We start from the raw sequence: 12,190 nt of genomic DNA, 5'->3' as shown, positions 1-12,190 counted from the left end.
TTTACGGGCGCTCCTGAATCACGCACTCCACGATCCGATTGGCTAACCGGGGGTCGAACCCCATATGCGATACCTTTTGCGCTTCAGCGGCCGGAGAAACACCGGAGTTCAGGTCCTGTTCGATAACCCCAATGAGCTGCTGGTTCTGGTAGTCGTGTTCCCACAGCGGGACTTCCGTAATGCTTCCCACGCAATTTCCGTAACCGCTCAAGTCGGCGCGAGCCGGTGCGGCCACCAGCATGGCGACGACCATGCCGAGCACGGCAGCAACGGAGAAGAAACGCACGGTCACATGGATACCCAGCCATAACGGTAAGTAATCAGCAAACGAAACTGAGCAGGCGGCTTCGGGGTGAATTCACACGCGCTCAGCCTTCATGTCCATGTCGATGGTGCCCTGGCAGGCGCCGCTCAAGATGTCGGTGTGCATGATCCCGTCGAGCGACCCGTCGGGTTGGGGCGTGTAGCGCACCGTGGCCCGGGCCGGATTCCATTCGATCGAGGTGTCGGGCATCATGCAGTCCCACTGAAAGTCGCTGACTTGCGTCCAGGACTTTCCATCCCACGTGAACTGAATCGGCTGCGGCACCGTCGGGTTACTTGGCGGGGGACCGCTAACGATGGTGGCCACGCACTTTCCGTTCGTACAGCTCGAGCGCAAACCATAGGTTTCGGTGTGCTGCACCTCGGGATTGCCGACCGCCATGCTGGTCCCGGCCTTCGGACCAACCATGAACGTGATGGCGTACTGGCCGTTCCAGGACGGATTGTCGGCGACGGCCGTCGGGGAAAGTGCCAGGGCGATCGGTAGCGGCGAAGCGCACAAACCGGCGAATCTTTTCAAGCGGTCCGACGTCATCATTTCTCCTCTGAGGCCGTGCCCCTTCAATAGTCGTGCGCCGGTCCATTACGAGCAAGCATCTGCCCGATTGCCTTACCAACCCCACTCGTCGTCGTCCAGTACATCCACCGTCAGGGCGTTGTCGGCCGGGGCTTTGGTCCCGTAGTAAAAGGTGAGCATGGTGCGGTCGTCGTCGATGGGTTCAGTCGCGACGACGGTGGCATGCCCGATCTTCATGCGGATCTTGTCCCCGGGCTTCAATTCGTCAACACGTTTAAGGGGCACGCTCCACCCGTCAGCAGCACTGCAACCTGATGGAGCCAACGGTATTAGCTGCCATCAGGCCTGCACCAGATCCTGACTCTGGGTTACGCCACCCGCAGAGCGCGACATCAACAGCTCGATCGGAATCTAATCCGACGACTTCTTGGAGCCCTCCTCGTCGTCTTCGTCGTCCTCGTCGCGGTCTTCGTCGTCCTCGTCGTCCTCGTCGTCGTCCCTCGACTTGTCGGACTTATCGAGCTTGTCGGCGAACTTGGTCAAGAGCTCAGCCAGCTCGCGGGCCTCCTCGGACGCCAACGAATCGTCGAATAATCGCTCGTTGTCCTCCGAGACGCGCGCCAGATAAACCGCGTTGTCTTTGATGCCGACGTCCCACCGGCCTCCGTCTTGACGAGCCATCCGATGCCGCCTTTCGACTAGTGACTGATCGCACAACAGACGCTTCCCGGCGCGTCATTGCGTTGTTTACCCACTTGTGCCGCCGGCGCCTCAACCAAGGCGGCGCCGGCTCACGGACGGGGTTACGGCGCGATCGGCCGCTTGAAGAAGCATGCGACGGAAAAAGCCCCACGATGGTCGGCATCAAGACCGACCATTTCCCAGCCCTGCCGGCCCAGCTCGTCGGCCCTGAGCTTCATCTCGTCCATGGCGGTGTCCCCCTCGCGGTAATCCCACGTGTATTCCCACTGCTGCGGATACCAGTTGCCGTCGGACGCCAGCCACCAACCCGGGCCCGGTGAAGGATTGTTCATGTGGTCGTAAGTACCACAGCGTGCTCGGCTACGGCACGTACGCCCAACCGAGAAAAATGTTTTGCGAATCGCTGGGGCTTGGCCGTATTTCCCGAATGTGCGGCGGCGTGAAGTAGTTGGCGGTGAGGTACTGGCCATTGCCCTCGCTGAGCATGACGTGGCCGGTGCCGTGATCGAATCCGGGATTGCTCGTAAACACGAGTGCCCCCTGAGGAATGTTGTCCGCGTTGGTGTGGATGAGCCCCTTGCGATTGAAATCGTTGAAAGCGTCCATCGCCGACGGGTACCGGAACGCGTGGTTGTAGGCCTGCTCGACGAACGCCTCGCATTGGACCGTGTTGTCGGGATCGGCGGCCATCTGACCGCGTGCCCACGCCATCGCGCGAGCCGCCTTGTCCTCGCCGGCCGCTGCGGCCGGCGCCGCTCCCCCACCCCCACCGCAGTCGGGGCCGAGCGCGTCGAGGGTACGCGTGTCGATGTCGACGTCGGCGACGTAGTGCCCGTCAGATGTCTTGTACCACAGGCTGTCCCATCCCCCGTCGGCAATCTGATAGCTGAAGAAGCCCTTGACCGGCTCGCCCGTGCTGTGGCACACGAGCGTCAATACCTCGCCGGCGTTGTAAACCCCGTCGCGGCCGGCCTTCGTGTTGGGGCCGTTCATGCGCTGGGTGGTCTGGGCCTTGACGGTGGCCGTCGTCTCGGCACGGGCCGGCGCGGCATTCGGCAGACCTAGCGCAACAACCGCTGCCACCGCGACCGCGATTGCTGCTTTCATCGCCCGGTCTTTCTGCCACGCCCGTTATGAAATTGATCGGGACGCTACACCGGAAACAATGGCCGTGTCTCAGAAATGGTCCTAAGAATTCAACCGTCAGCAGTGGTCGGTCCAGCACCGCTGCAGCGGGCAATAGGTCGAATGCGCCAGCGCCACCATGGAATGGACGTCCCCGAACGTCACGTTCCGCGGGTCGAGGTCGGCGTGGATGTTCTGGGCGATTTGGTCGTACGTCCAGCCCCACCCCAGATCGTCACAGATGAGGCGCCCCATGCCGGTGAGGGCGGCTTCGTGGCCCGGTGGCCAACTGAAGCCCTGAGCGCGCAGTTGAGCGAGGTAGGCGTCATCGTTGGCATCGGCGGTCGCGATCGCCGTGCTGGCAATGAGGGCGGCACCGGCCACGACGGGGACGGCCAGTCGCGCCAGCCAGCGAGATGAGGGCATTTGATCCGCTTCCTTTCTTCGTACCGTTGACGGCGCCCGCAGGATGCGGCTCCAATGCGGCAGGATACGCAGAATAGGAAAACCAGGGAAAATGCAGCTTATCGAAAGTTGAATAATCGGCGTCGGGGGCGACGAATGCTTGATCCGACCATGTGACAATCACGGCCCAGGCGGCGGTGGGGGCGGCGGAGGGGTCCAGCGCCGGCCATCCGTCGTCCATCCGCACGGCAGCCAGTTCAACTGTGGGCCATCGAAGGTCAGGCATTTGGGTGTACCCGGAGGGGGCGTGGGACCCGGCGACGGCGAGTCAGCGTGAGCGGTAGCCCCGCTGAGCATTACCGTCCCAACGGCCACGAATATCGCTGCCGACTTTCTCATCGCCGGAGGACCCGACCGACGCGATCGCCGCTAGCGTTCGGCCTGCGCGTTCACCCCGCCAATTCTAGTCGTCCGGGCCCGTTACAAACCTGAAGAATTCCTGCCAATCAGCCGTACCCCGGGGTATCGGCAACCGAAGCCATTTGCCCCATCCCCGACCTTGGGGCGGATAGGGCAATTCACCGAGTTCTGCAGGTTATTTTGCCCCGCAATGGCTTTCGCCGAAAGGGTAGAGTCGCGGGCATGAATTTGGTCGAGTGGCTGAGGACCCCGCGCTACCTGCGGACGCGCCTGATGATGGAAAGACAACCGATAAGGAACATCGAGATAGAAACGGTGTTCCTCGAAGTCTCCCACCGCGACGCGCTGCTGCGGTTCCCGGTGATGCTGATGCTGCTACCGAGGCGCGCTCGCCGGTCGCGCGACGCGAAGCCGCACCCCGACGGGGACTCGTGACCGGTCGTTAGCTTTGCGTCGCTTTGCTGACGTACTGGGGGCAGTACGACTGCGTCGCGGCGCCGATGAAGTAGCCCGAATTCGTATCGGTTAATCCGAGCGCACCTTTGACGTCGGACAGGGTCTGCGCGAGTGTCGCGCCATTGGCCCAGTCCTGGCAAACTCCATGTCCGGCGTTGACGACGGTCTGGTTCGACAGGTTGGTAAAGGCGATGCCCTGCTGGCCGAGCGCCTGCAGAAAAACGTCGTCCGTCGCGTCGGCGTTGGCCATCGGGGCGGCGACAACGGCGATGCTTGCCAAAACGGCAGCGAGCGGGCCGGTCAGTGGTGCCGGATTCTTCATGGTGGGTCCTCGGTGGGTCTGTGTTTCGACATATCCTGATCGCGCAGCCAGCCGATCAACGTACGGGTCAGCGTTTCGATCAACAGATACTTTTGCATACGCCCCGCTCCGGCGCTGGCAAATTCAGAAAATCGCGCCCCTGCCGCCGACCGGCCTTTAATTGACGAGATCGCCAGTTACGTCCGGCGCCATTGCCCGCGCGCGGCAGCAGATGCGTGAAACGACGGAACGCCGCGTCGCGCGAGTGCGGGAACGGTAGCCGGACGATGCCGCTGCGTGCGAACCGCTTCGGCGCCCACCCGTCGTTCGCATGCGTCCGTGACCAGGTTGGGCACCGGAGATCGATGGGGCATGCTTGCCGTATGCACATCGTGAACGGCGTCCGTGACCCAGCGGCAAGTTTTCCTCTCGACACCGTCACCGACGATGCGGGCGAGCGTCGACAGGCCAACCGGGCCGTCGCCGTCAGCGCCATCGGGCTGGCGCTGACCGGGCTCGTCGAATTGGGCATCGCCCTGCTGTCCGGCTCGGTGGCGTTGCTCGGCGACGCCTTGCACAACCTGTCCGACGTCTCCACCAGCGTCCTGGTGTTCGTCGGGTTTCGGGCGTCGCGCAAACTCCCCAGCGAGCGCTATCCGTACGGCTACGAACGCGCCGAGGACCTCGCCGGAATCGGTGTGGCAGTGGTCATCTGGGGCAGTGCGGCGGTCGCCGCCTTCGAAAGCGTCAACAAGTTGCTCCGGCACGGCGGCACCGGATACGTGAGTTGGGGTATCGCCGCGGCGATCGTGGGAATCGCGGGCAACCAGCTGGTGGCCCGCTACAAACTGGTGGTAGGCAAGCGGATTCGCTCCGCGACCATGGTGGCCGACGCCAAGCATTCCTGGCTGGACGCCTTGTCCTCGGCCGGGGCGATGCTCGGGCTGATCGGTGTGGCGCTTGGCTGGGGCTGGGCCGACGCGGTCGCCGGGATCGTCGTCACCGGATTCATCTGCCACGTCGGCTGGGAGGTGACCGCCGACATCGCTCACCGCCTACTCGACGGCGTCGACCCCGAAATCGTCACGACCGCCGAGGCCGTCGCCGCCACCGTGCCCGGCGTCACCCACGCGCACGCCCGGGCCCGATGGACCGGCCGGACTTTGCGTGTCGAGGTGGAAGGCTTCCTCGATCCCGACACTCCGCTGGCGGCCGCCGATCGAATCGGTCGCCTGGTCGCGGCCGCGCTGACGCCGCGGATCCCCGAGATGCACAACTTCACGTGGACGGCACGAGCCGCCTGAGCGAACGCGGCCCAGGCGTCAGCCTGAGCGGTCAGTTGCCGGTCGCACCTTCCGGCTTCGGGCCGCGGTCCTCGCCGGTTATGTACTTCGGGCAATAGTGCGACGCGGACAGGTACGTGAACTTGGCCGCGCTGGCGCCCTGAAACGCCGGGTTCTGATTGCGCAGTTGCGTCACGATCTCCGCGGATGACTGCCCGTCGTCGAGCAGCTCGCACACCGACTTGCCGATGGTGATCGCGTTGCCACCATCCTGGTAGGTGATGCCGGCGTCTCGCAGGTCTTTGAGGAAGTCCTGATCGTTGTCGACGTCGGCAGACGCGGGGGCGGCCAGTCCAATCACGGCGGCGGCGCTCGCCAAAACCAGTAGGAATCGCATAACGCAAGCGATTCTCGCAGACCCGTTGGCGAATGGCACCTCGCCGGGGAAACGGCCGGTGAACTCTTACCGCCCGAACCGGCTACGCCGCCGGCGCCCGGGACGGTCGCAGCGCCGGCCGGCGCATCGTCAACGACGCGGGCAGCGCTCCGACCTGCCGCTGCTCCGCTGGTTCCCAGATGTCGCCGTCAAGCGCGCCGGGCAGGCCGGCCTCGCTGGCGATGAAAACCGGCAGTCCGCCCTGCGCGAACTGCCGGTGGTAATCCTTGAGCGCCGCGAACGCCCACTTCCCCAGCAGGCAGATGGTGAGCAGGTTCACGATCGCCATCACCGCCATCGTCAGGTCCGCGAGCGCCCACACCAGCGTCAGCTTCGCCAATGCCCCGAATACGATGGAAACCAGCGTGACCACCTTCAGCACATTGGCCGCCAGGCGCCGGCCACCCAGGTAGAACAGATTGGCCTCGGCGACCACGTAATTGCTCAGCACCGACGCGAACGCGAAGACGAACACCACGGCGGTCATCAACACCGTGGTCCACGACCCGAGGTCGGCGGCGACCGCGGACTCCGTGAGGCTCGCACCGGCAACCGATCCCAGGCGGGCCGGGTTGTAGGTTTCCGGACCCGACAGCAGCACGATGAATGCCGTCGCGGTGCAGATCACCATGGTGTCGACGAACACGGCGAGCGACTGGATAAGGCCCTGTTCCACCGGATGTCTCACCGTCGCGGCGCCGGCGATGTTGGGCGAGCTGCCCATCCCGGCCTCGCAGGCGAATAGGCCTCGCTTCACGCCGGTGAACATCGCGGCGAGCGCACCACCCGCGAAACCGCCTGCCATTTGGCGGATTCCGAACGCCCCGCCGATGATCTCCCTGATCACCGTCGGCAGCTCGGTGATGTTGACGGCCACGATTCCCAGGGCGAGCAGTGTGTACACCAGCGCCACCGCCGGAAGGACCGACCCGGCGAATTGGGCAACCCGCCGCACCCCACCGAAGAGCACGGGCGCCGCCAGCCCCGCCAAAACGACTGTCGTCCAACCCACTCCGATGCCGTGCGACGACTGCAACACCCCGCTGATCGCATTGGTCTCCACCATGTTGAAGGCGGTGGAGAACGTGATCACCAACAGCACGGCGAAGACGACGCCGCCCGCCCGTGACCGCAATCCGCGTTGGATGTAGAACGCGGGGCCGCCGCGGAAGGCGCCGTCATCAGAGCGGACCTTGAAGATCTGGGCCAGGGTGGCCTCGATCACCGCGGTGGCCATGCCGACCGCCGCGACCACCCACATCCAGAAGACGGCACCGGGCCCGCCCACGGTCAGCGCGATCGCGACGCCGGCGATGTTTCCGGTACCCACGCGCGACGCGAGGCCCACGCAGAACGCCTGGAAGGAGGAGATCCCGCCGTCGTAATGGTGCGCTCGGCGGAGCTGGCGGACCATGCGACCGAAGTAGCGGATCTGGATGAAACGGGTGCGCACCGTGAAATAGACACCGCCACCGATCAGCAAATAGATCAGGACGTGGGTATTCAGGATGTTGCTAAGGGGTTCGACCAACTGCTGCTGAAGGAAGTCCAAACCCATGCTTCCTTTCGACTGCGGCCGCTGTCCGTCGCCGAAATGGTATGGGCGAATTGTTGATTACACGTTTCGTTCACCCGCCGTTAGAAGGCGGATGTGTAAAAAGCCGATCACATGTCAAAACGGCCCCGACCGCCACCGACCGCTAGGAGGCGGCGTCGGAGGTCGAAAGGGCTTGGGGACAATACGAACTGGCGGCGATCGCCGCGAAGCGCGTGGCGTCGTCCCCCTGAAGCCCGCGATCGAGCATCTGAATCATCCGGACGACGTCCGACAGCTGCGAGCCCTCGCTCACCAACTTGCACACCGACCGGCCCGACGTAATCGCCTGATCCGGGTCCGAATAGGTCAGGCCGGCCGCGTGAACCGTGGCGAGGAAGGCGTCGTCGCTGCCATCGGCGCGAGCGGGACCGGCCAGACCGACTACGGCGGCAACGCCGAGCAGGATCAGAAAAAGCCTCACGGCTCACCGATCGTTCCAGAGCTGCCGTCCATCCGCATCTCGTGGAGCGAATCGGCCGATCAGGAGCTGGCGGTCGTGGTGGTCGGGGTGGACGACGAGATCGCGTCCGGGCAGTACGCGTTGGCCGCGATCGCGGTGAACTTCTCCGCCTTCTCCTGGGTCAGCGCGGCCGCCTTGGAGGTCATCGCGGTCACGATGTCCGGCATCGCCGTGCCACCGCTGGCCGCCGAGCACACGTAGTGGGCGGCCTGGATGACTTGGCCCGGATCGTTATAGGTGAAACCGGCCGAATTCAGCGACCCGAGGAATGCGTCGTCGGTGTCATCGGCGTGCGCGGGCACGGCCAAGCCAATTGCGGCCACGACGCTGGCAATTGTCAGAACAACCTTCATAAATTCGAAATCGTTCCAGACCCGTCGCAGGTCCGCAGCCGGCGAAACAATTCTTAACGTCCGTCAACCCACGGTTGACACCAGCCTTGCGTCAACCTACCGTTGACGCCATGTCCGAACCGGCCCGCATCGCCTACCTCGTCCGCCTCGACGAGCTGATCAACGCGATCAAGTCGGTGCACACCGACGCGCTGGACCAACTGGCCGACGCCGTGCTGGCCGCCGAGCACCTGGACGAGGTGGCGGACCACCTGATCGGGCACTTCGTGGACCAGGCCCGCCGCTCCGGGGCGTCGTGGACCGACATCGGCAAGAGCATGGGCGTCACCAAACAGGCGGCCCAGAAGCGGTTCGTGCCGCGCGCCGAGGCGGCCACGCTGGATCCCGAGCAGGGTTTCGGCCGCTTCACCCCGCGAGCGCGGGGCGCGGTGGTGGCGGCCCAGAACGCCGCGCACGAGGCGGCCAACGACGAGATCATCCCCGATCACCTGCTGCTCGGCGTGCTCAGCGATCCGGCCGCCCTGGCCACGGTGCTGCTGCGCCTGCAAAACGTCGACACCGAGGCCCTGCGCGCCGCCGTCAACCTGCCCCCCGCCGGCGCCGAGACCCCCGACCTGATCCCGTTCAGCGGCCCGGCACGCAAGGCCCTCGAGCTGACCTTCCGGGAAGCACTTCGGCTGGGCCACAACTACATCGGGACCGAACACATGCTGCTGGCGCTGCTCGAGCTTCAGGACTCCTCGCCCGAGCAGGGACCGCTGCACCGTTTCGGCGTGGACAAGGGCCGGGTCGAGGCCGATTTGATCAAGGCGCTGGAATCGCTCGGGGGTGGCGCGGGCGTCCGCGCGGGCGGCTGACCGGTGCCGTCGACCCCTCCCGGCCGCATGGCCGGGTGTGCGATCATTCGATGGTCCCCTTCCCCGGGCGCCTAGGAGGCGAAGACGTGGCGAAGATGCACCGCTGGTTGATCGTCGTGTCCGCCTTTCTCGTCGCCGCGGCGAGCCTCCCCGCCGTCGCCGTGCTTCCCGTTCCGCGCGCCTGGGCCGGTGACGCCCCCATCGGCCACATCGGTGACACCCTGCGGGTGGACACCGGCACCTACGTCGCCGACGTGACCGTCGCCGGCGTGTCTCCCTGCGATCCGCCCCCCGGCTTCGGCTACACCCGCGAAGGCACCTATAAGGGCTTCCCCGGCAGCACGGTTGAGCGCGCCGACGTGATCGTCCACGCGGTCCGGGTGCCCAACCCGTTCGTCATGGCGACCACCTTCAGCTTCGACGGCGTGACCCCGTTCGCCGACGCCTACAAGCCGCGCGCCACCGACGCACCCGACGCGCTGGACAACGTGCTCACCAACGCGCCCAACGGTGCGGTCGTGCGCGGCGAAGTGTATTGGGATGCCTACCGCGATCCCGTCTCCACCGTGGTGCTGCTGGATAGGAAGACGGGCTACCACCTCGCGCAGTGGAACCTCTGACCCGCACCGTACGCGTCGTCACGACGGACTCCGTTGACGTCCGAGAGCTTGCCGACATCGCCGCGCGCACCTTCCCCTTGGCCTGCCCGGCCTCGGTGGCGCCCGAGAACATCGCGTCATTCGTCGGCGCCAACCTGTCGGCCGACCGCTTCACCGAGTACCTCGCCGACCCGCGACGCGCCGTCCTCACCGCGACGCACGACGAACGAATCATCGGTTACGCCATGCTGATTCGCGGCGACGACGACGTCGAACTGTCCAAGATCTACGTTGCGCCCGAGCACCACGGCACCGGGGTCGCGACCGCGCTGATGGACCTCGCGCTGGCCACCGCCGGCGAATGGGGCGCGGGCCGCGTGTGGCTGGGTGTCAACCAGGCCAACCGACGCGCGCAACGCTTCTACGCCCGGAGCGGCTTCACGGTCAGCGGCACCAGAACCTTTCGGGTGGGCGCCAGCCGCGAGAACGACTTCGTCATGACCCGCACCCTTCGCTGACCCCGGCGGTCAGCGCCACGAGCCGAGACATGGCCCGCAGGTACTTCTTTCGGTAGCCCCCGGCGAGCATCTCCGCGCTGAAGATGGTGTCCAGCTTGTCGCCCGCGGCGACCACCGGTGTGCCGGCGTCATACAGCCGGTCGGTCAGCGCCACCAGGCGCAGCGCCACGTTCTGGTCGTCGATGCCGTGCACTCCGGTCAAGAACACCGCGGTCACCCCCTCGATCAGGGTCAGGTACCGCGACGGGTGCATGGTGGCCAGGTGCGCGCACAACGCGTCGAAATCGTCCAGCGTCGCCCCGTCGACCCGCGCCGCGCGCGCGGCCACCTCGTCGTCCGACAGGGGCCGGGGCGCCGGCGGCAACCCACGGTGCCGATAGTCGGGCCCTTCGATCCGCACGGTCGTGAAAATGCTTGCCAACGTGTTGATTTCGCGCAGGAAGTCCTGCGCGGCGAACCGGCCCTCGCCGAGCTGCTCGGGCAGCGTGTTGGAGGTGGCGGCCACCGACACCCCCCGCTCGACCAGCGACGAGAGCAGTCGCGAGATCAGCGTGGTGTTGCCGGGGTCATCCAGCTCGAACTCGTCGATGCACACCGCCGTGTAATCGGCGAGCAGGTCAACGCATTCGGCGAAACCGAACACCCCGGCCAACTGGGTCAGCTCTGCGAAAGTTGCGAACGCCTTGGGAGTTGGCGGCTCCGGTCCCTCGCCGGGCAGCGCGTAGTAGGCCGACGCCAGCAGATGGGTCTTGCCCACCCCGAAGCCCCCGTCCAGGTACAACCCGACCCCGGGCAGCACCACCCGTCGGCCCAACAACTTTCGCCGGCCCGCGCGGCGCTGCACGGCCTGGCGGCAGAAGCCCTGGCACGCCGCGACGGCGGCCGACTGGGTCGGCTCGGCCGGATCAGGTTGATAAGTCGCGAAGCTCACGTCGGCGAACGTTGGGGGCGGCCTCAATTGAGCGATCAGCCGCTCGACCGACACGGTCGGATGCCGGTCCACCAGGCGCGCCACCCGGCGGGAAGGGGACCCGTGCATGCCAGAACTGTAGCGGCGTGCTGCAATCAACCCCATGGGCCTTCCCGAGACGCCGCTGTCGCTGCTCGGATCGGTACGCGAACTCACCGACGGTGAACTCCCCGGACTTTACGACTATCCCGAACGCGACGGGACCTGGGTGCGCGCCAACTTCATCGCCAGCGTGGACGGCGGTGCCACCTCCGGCGGCAGCAGCGGAACGATGGGCGGCCCCGGCGACCGGTTCGTGTTCAACCTGTTGCGCGAGCTCGCCGACGTCATCGTGGTCGGCGCGGGCACCGTGCGGGTCGAGGGCTATTCCGGCGCCCAGCTGGGCGCCGCCCAGCGGCAGCGGCGGCAGGCCCGCGGGCAAAGCGAGGTGCCGCAACTGGCGATCGTCACCAAGTCCGGTCGCCTGGACCGCGACATGCCCGTGTTCACCCGGACCGAGGTGCCGCCGCTGGTGCTCACCTGTGCCGCGGCCGCGGCCCCGGCGAGCCGGCTACTCACCGACCTGTGTGAGGTCATCGACTGCTCCGGCGGCGACCCCGGCGCCGTCGACGAGGGTGCCATGCTGGCAGCCCTCGGCGAGCGGGGAATGCACCGCATCTTGACCGAGGGCGGGCCGATGCTGCTCGACTCGTTGATCCGGCGCGACATGCTCGACGAGCTCTGCCTGACCATCGCGCCCTACCTCGTCGGCGGCCTGGCCCGGCGCATCGCCACGGGGCCCAGCCAGCTGCTCACCCGGATGCGCTGTGCCCACGTTTTGACCGACGGCGCCGGTTACCTCTACACCCGTTACGTCAAGGCCTAGCT

19 protein-coding genes are annotated in these 12,190 nt (G+C 66.1%); 6 read left to right on the top strand and 13 right to left on the bottom strand.

Going from position 1 to position 12,190, the window contains the following annotated elements; all coding sequences use genetic code 11:
* Window position 1: 1 nt before the first annotated feature.
* From G6N51_RS28485 to G6N51_RS28455, 7 genes are all read right to left on the bottom strand, one after another.
* Entirely contained in the window at window positions 2–292 is a 291-nt protein-coding gene (locus G6N51_RS28485) for a hypothetical protein (protein WP_083175924.1), read from the bottom strand.
* A 66-nt stretch (window positions 293–358) separates the two neighbouring features.
* The gene (locus G6N51_RS28480) at window positions 359–859 is read right to left on the bottom strand and encodes an Rv2253 family sensor-like surface protein (RefSeq protein ID WP_083175936.1); all 501 of its coding nucleotides are present in this window, start codon (window positions 857–859) and stop codon (window positions 359–361) included.
* 75 nt (window positions 860–934) lie between these two features.
* Window positions 935–1,126: a hypothetical protein gene (locus tag G6N51_RS28475; protein WP_142275248.1), complete on the bottom strand. Its 192-nt coding sequence runs from the start codon at window positions 1,124–1,126 to the stop codon at window positions 935–937.
* A 126-nt stretch (window positions 1,127–1,252) separates the two neighbouring features.
* Complete coding sequence (locus G6N51_RS28470; RefSeq protein ID WP_083175926.1) at window positions 1,253–1,522, bottom strand: hypothetical protein; 270 nt, start codon at window positions 1,520–1,522, stop codon at window positions 1,253–1,255.
* Between the two features lie 122 nt (window positions 1,523–1,644).
* A complete protein-coding gene (locus G6N51_RS28465; protein WP_083175928.1) occupies window positions 1,645–1,875 on the bottom strand; it encodes a hypothetical protein in 231 nt (76 codons plus the stop codon).
* Window positions 1,876–1,903: 28 nt separating this feature from the next.
* A complete protein-coding gene (locus G6N51_RS28460; RefSeq protein ID WP_083175930.1) occupies window positions 1,904–2,650 on the bottom strand; it encodes a hypothetical protein in 747 nt (248 codons plus the stop codon).
* A gap of 96 nt (window positions 2,651–2,746) precedes the next feature.
* Window positions 2,747–3,094, bottom strand: a complete 348-nt coding sequence (locus tag G6N51_RS28455; protein WP_083175932.1) for a DUF732 domain-containing protein — start codon at window positions 3,092–3,094, stop codon at window positions 2,747–2,749.
* Between the two features lie 621 nt (window positions 3,095–3,715).
* Here G6N51_RS28455 and G6N51_RS28450 point away from each other — a divergent pair.
* Window positions 3,716–3,928: a hypothetical protein gene (locus G6N51_RS28450; RefSeq protein ID WP_083176736.1), complete on the top strand. Its 213-nt coding sequence runs from the start codon at window positions 3,716–3,718 to the stop codon at window positions 3,926–3,928.
* A gap of 7 nt (window positions 3,929–3,935) precedes the next feature.
* On the opposite strand, the gene G6N51_RS28445 is transcribed toward G6N51_RS28450, so the two are convergent.
* Window positions 3,936–4,271 (bottom strand): DUF732 domain-containing protein, encoded by a 336-nt coding sequence (locus G6N51_RS28445; protein ID WP_083176734.1) that lies wholly within the window; start codon window positions 4,269–4,271, stop codon window positions 3,936–3,938.
* Window positions 4,272–4,633: 362 nt separating this feature from the next.
* Between G6N51_RS28445 and G6N51_RS28440 the strand changes: the two genes are divergently transcribed.
* Window positions 4,634–5,554 carry a cation diffusion facilitator family transporter gene (locus G6N51_RS28440; RefSeq protein ID WP_083176732.1) on the top strand — a complete coding sequence of 307 codons (921 nt, stop codon included), beginning with the start codon at window positions 4,634–4,636 and terminating at the stop codon, window positions 5,552–5,554.
* A gap of 31 nt (window positions 5,555–5,585) precedes the next feature.
* Here the strand turns inward: G6N51_RS28440 and G6N51_RS28435 are convergent, their stop codons facing one another.
* The 4 genes from G6N51_RS28435 to G6N51_RS28420 form a co-directional block, all read right to left on the bottom strand.
* A complete protein-coding gene (locus G6N51_RS28435; RefSeq protein WP_083176730.1) occupies window positions 5,586–5,930 on the bottom strand; it encodes a DUF732 domain-containing protein in 345 nt (114 codons plus the stop codon).
* An 82-nt stretch (window positions 5,931–6,012) separates the two neighbouring features.
* Window positions 6,013–7,527, bottom strand: coding sequence for an alanine/glycine:cation symporter family protein (locus tag G6N51_RS28430; RefSeq protein ID WP_232078496.1), 1,515 nt, complete (start codon window positions 7,525–7,527; stop codon window positions 6,013–6,015).
* Between the two features lie 142 nt (window positions 7,528–7,669).
* Window positions 7,670–7,987 carry a DUF732 domain-containing protein gene (locus tag G6N51_RS28425; RefSeq protein WP_083176728.1) on the bottom strand — a complete coding sequence of 106 codons (318 nt, stop codon included), beginning with the start codon at window positions 7,985–7,987 and terminating at the stop codon, window positions 7,670–7,672.
* A 59-nt stretch (window positions 7,988–8,046) separates the two neighbouring features.
* A complete protein-coding gene (locus G6N51_RS28420) occupies window positions 8,047–8,349 on the bottom strand; it encodes a DUF732 domain-containing protein (RefSeq protein ID WP_232078495.1) in 303 nt (100 codons plus the stop codon).
* A gap of 140 nt (window positions 8,350–8,489) precedes the next feature.
* On the opposite strand from G6N51_RS28420, the gene G6N51_RS28415 reads away from it, so the two are divergent.
* The 3 genes from G6N51_RS28415 (at window position 8,490) to G6N51_RS28405 (ending at window position 10,353) form a co-directional block, all read left to right on the top strand.
* On the top strand, window positions 8,490–9,236 hold the full coding sequence (locus G6N51_RS28415) for a Clp protease N-terminal domain-containing protein (RefSeq protein WP_083176704.1): 747 nt from the start codon (window positions 8,490–8,492) through the stop codon (window positions 9,234–9,236).
* A gap of 95 nt (window positions 9,237–9,331) precedes the next feature.
* Window positions 9,332–9,856, top strand: a complete 525-nt coding sequence (locus tag G6N51_RS28410; protein ID WP_083176738.1) for a hypothetical protein — start codon at window positions 9,332–9,334, stop codon at window positions 9,854–9,856.
* Entirely contained in the window at window positions 9,844–10,353 is a 510-nt protein-coding gene (locus G6N51_RS28405; protein WP_083176701.1) for a GNAT family N-acetyltransferase, read from the top strand. The genes G6N51_RS28410 and G6N51_RS28405 overlap by 13 nt, the downstream gene beginning before the upstream one ends.
* Here the strand turns inward: G6N51_RS28405 and zapE are convergent.
* Window positions 10,331–11,428 (bottom strand): cell division protein ZapE, encoded by a 1,098-nt coding sequence (gene zapE / locus G6N51_RS28400; protein ID WP_163750854.1) that lies wholly within the window; start codon window positions 11,426–11,428, stop codon window positions 10,331–10,333. The genes G6N51_RS28405 and zapE overlap by 23 nt on opposite strands.
* Here zapE and G6N51_RS28395 point away from each other — a divergent pair.
* Window positions 11,427–12,188: a pyrimidine reductase family protein gene (locus tag G6N51_RS28395; RefSeq protein WP_083173766.1), complete on the top strand. Its 762-nt coding sequence runs from the start codon at window positions 11,427–11,429 to the stop codon at window positions 12,186–12,188. The genes zapE and G6N51_RS28395 overlap by 2 nt on opposite strands.
* Window positions 12,189–12,190 lie beyond the last annotated feature (2 nt).

The sequence above is a fragment of the Mycobacterium paraseoulense genome (genome assembly GCF_010731655.1).
Classification (GTDB): Bacteria; Actinomycetota; Actinomycetes; order Mycobacteriales; family Mycobacteriaceae; genus Mycobacterium; species Mycobacterium paraseoulense.
This window is presented reverse-complemented; position numbering and strand designations above follow the sequence as displayed.

Coding starts and splice junctions, on each gene's coding strand:
- G6N51_RS28395 (WP_083173766.1), top strand. CDS start 11,427: ATGGGCCTTCCCGAGACGCCGCTGTCGCTGCTCGGATCGGTACGCGAA.
- G6N51_RS28480 (WP_083175936.1), bottom strand. CDS start 859: ATGACGTCGGACCGCTTGAAAAGATTCGCCGGTTTGTGCGCTTCGCCG.
- G6N51_RS28465 (WP_083175928.1), bottom strand. CDS start 1,875: ATGAACAATCCTTCACCGGGCCCGGGTTGGTGGCTGGCGTCCGACGGC.
- G6N51_RS28470 (WP_083175926.1), bottom strand. CDS start 1,522: ATGGCTCGTCAAGACGGAGGCCGGTGGGACGTCGGCATCAAAGACAAC.
- G6N51_RS28440 (WP_083176732.1), top strand. CDS start 4,634: ATGCACATCGTGAACGGCGTCCGTGACCCAGCGGCAAGTTTTCCTCTC.
- G6N51_RS28445 (WP_083176734.1), bottom strand. CDS start 4,271: ATGAAGAATCCGGCACCACTGACCGGCCCGCTCGCTGCCGTTTTGGCA.
- G6N51_RS28415 (WP_083176704.1), top strand. CDS start 8,490: ATGTCCGAACCGGCCCGCATCGCCTACCTCGTCCGCCTCGACGAGCTG.
- G6N51_RS28450 (WP_083176736.1), top strand. CDS start 3,716: ATGAATTTGGTCGAGTGGCTGAGGACCCCGCGCTACCTGCGGACGCGC.
- G6N51_RS28410 (WP_083176738.1), top strand. CDS start 9,332: ATGCACCGCTGGTTGATCGTCGTGTCCGCCTTTCTCGTCGCCGCGGCG.
- G6N51_RS28460 (WP_083175930.1), bottom strand. CDS start 2,650: ATGAAAGCAGCAATCGCGGTCGCGGTGGCAGCGGTTGTTGCGCTAGGT.
- G6N51_RS28455 (WP_083175932.1), bottom strand. CDS start 3,094: ATGCCCTCATCTCGCTGGCTGGCGCGACTGGCCGTCCCCGTCGTGGCC.
- G6N51_RS28435 (WP_083176730.1), bottom strand. CDS start 5,930: ATGCGATTCCTACTGGTTTTGGCGAGCGCCGCCGCCGTGATTGGACTG.
- zapE (WP_163750854.1), bottom strand. CDS start 11,428: ATGGGGTTGATTGCAGCACGCCGCTACAGTTCTGGCATGCACGGGTCC.
- G6N51_RS28430 (WP_232078496.1), bottom strand. CDS start 7,527: ATGGGTTTGGACTTCCTTCAGCAGCAGTTGGTCGAACCCCTTAGCAAC.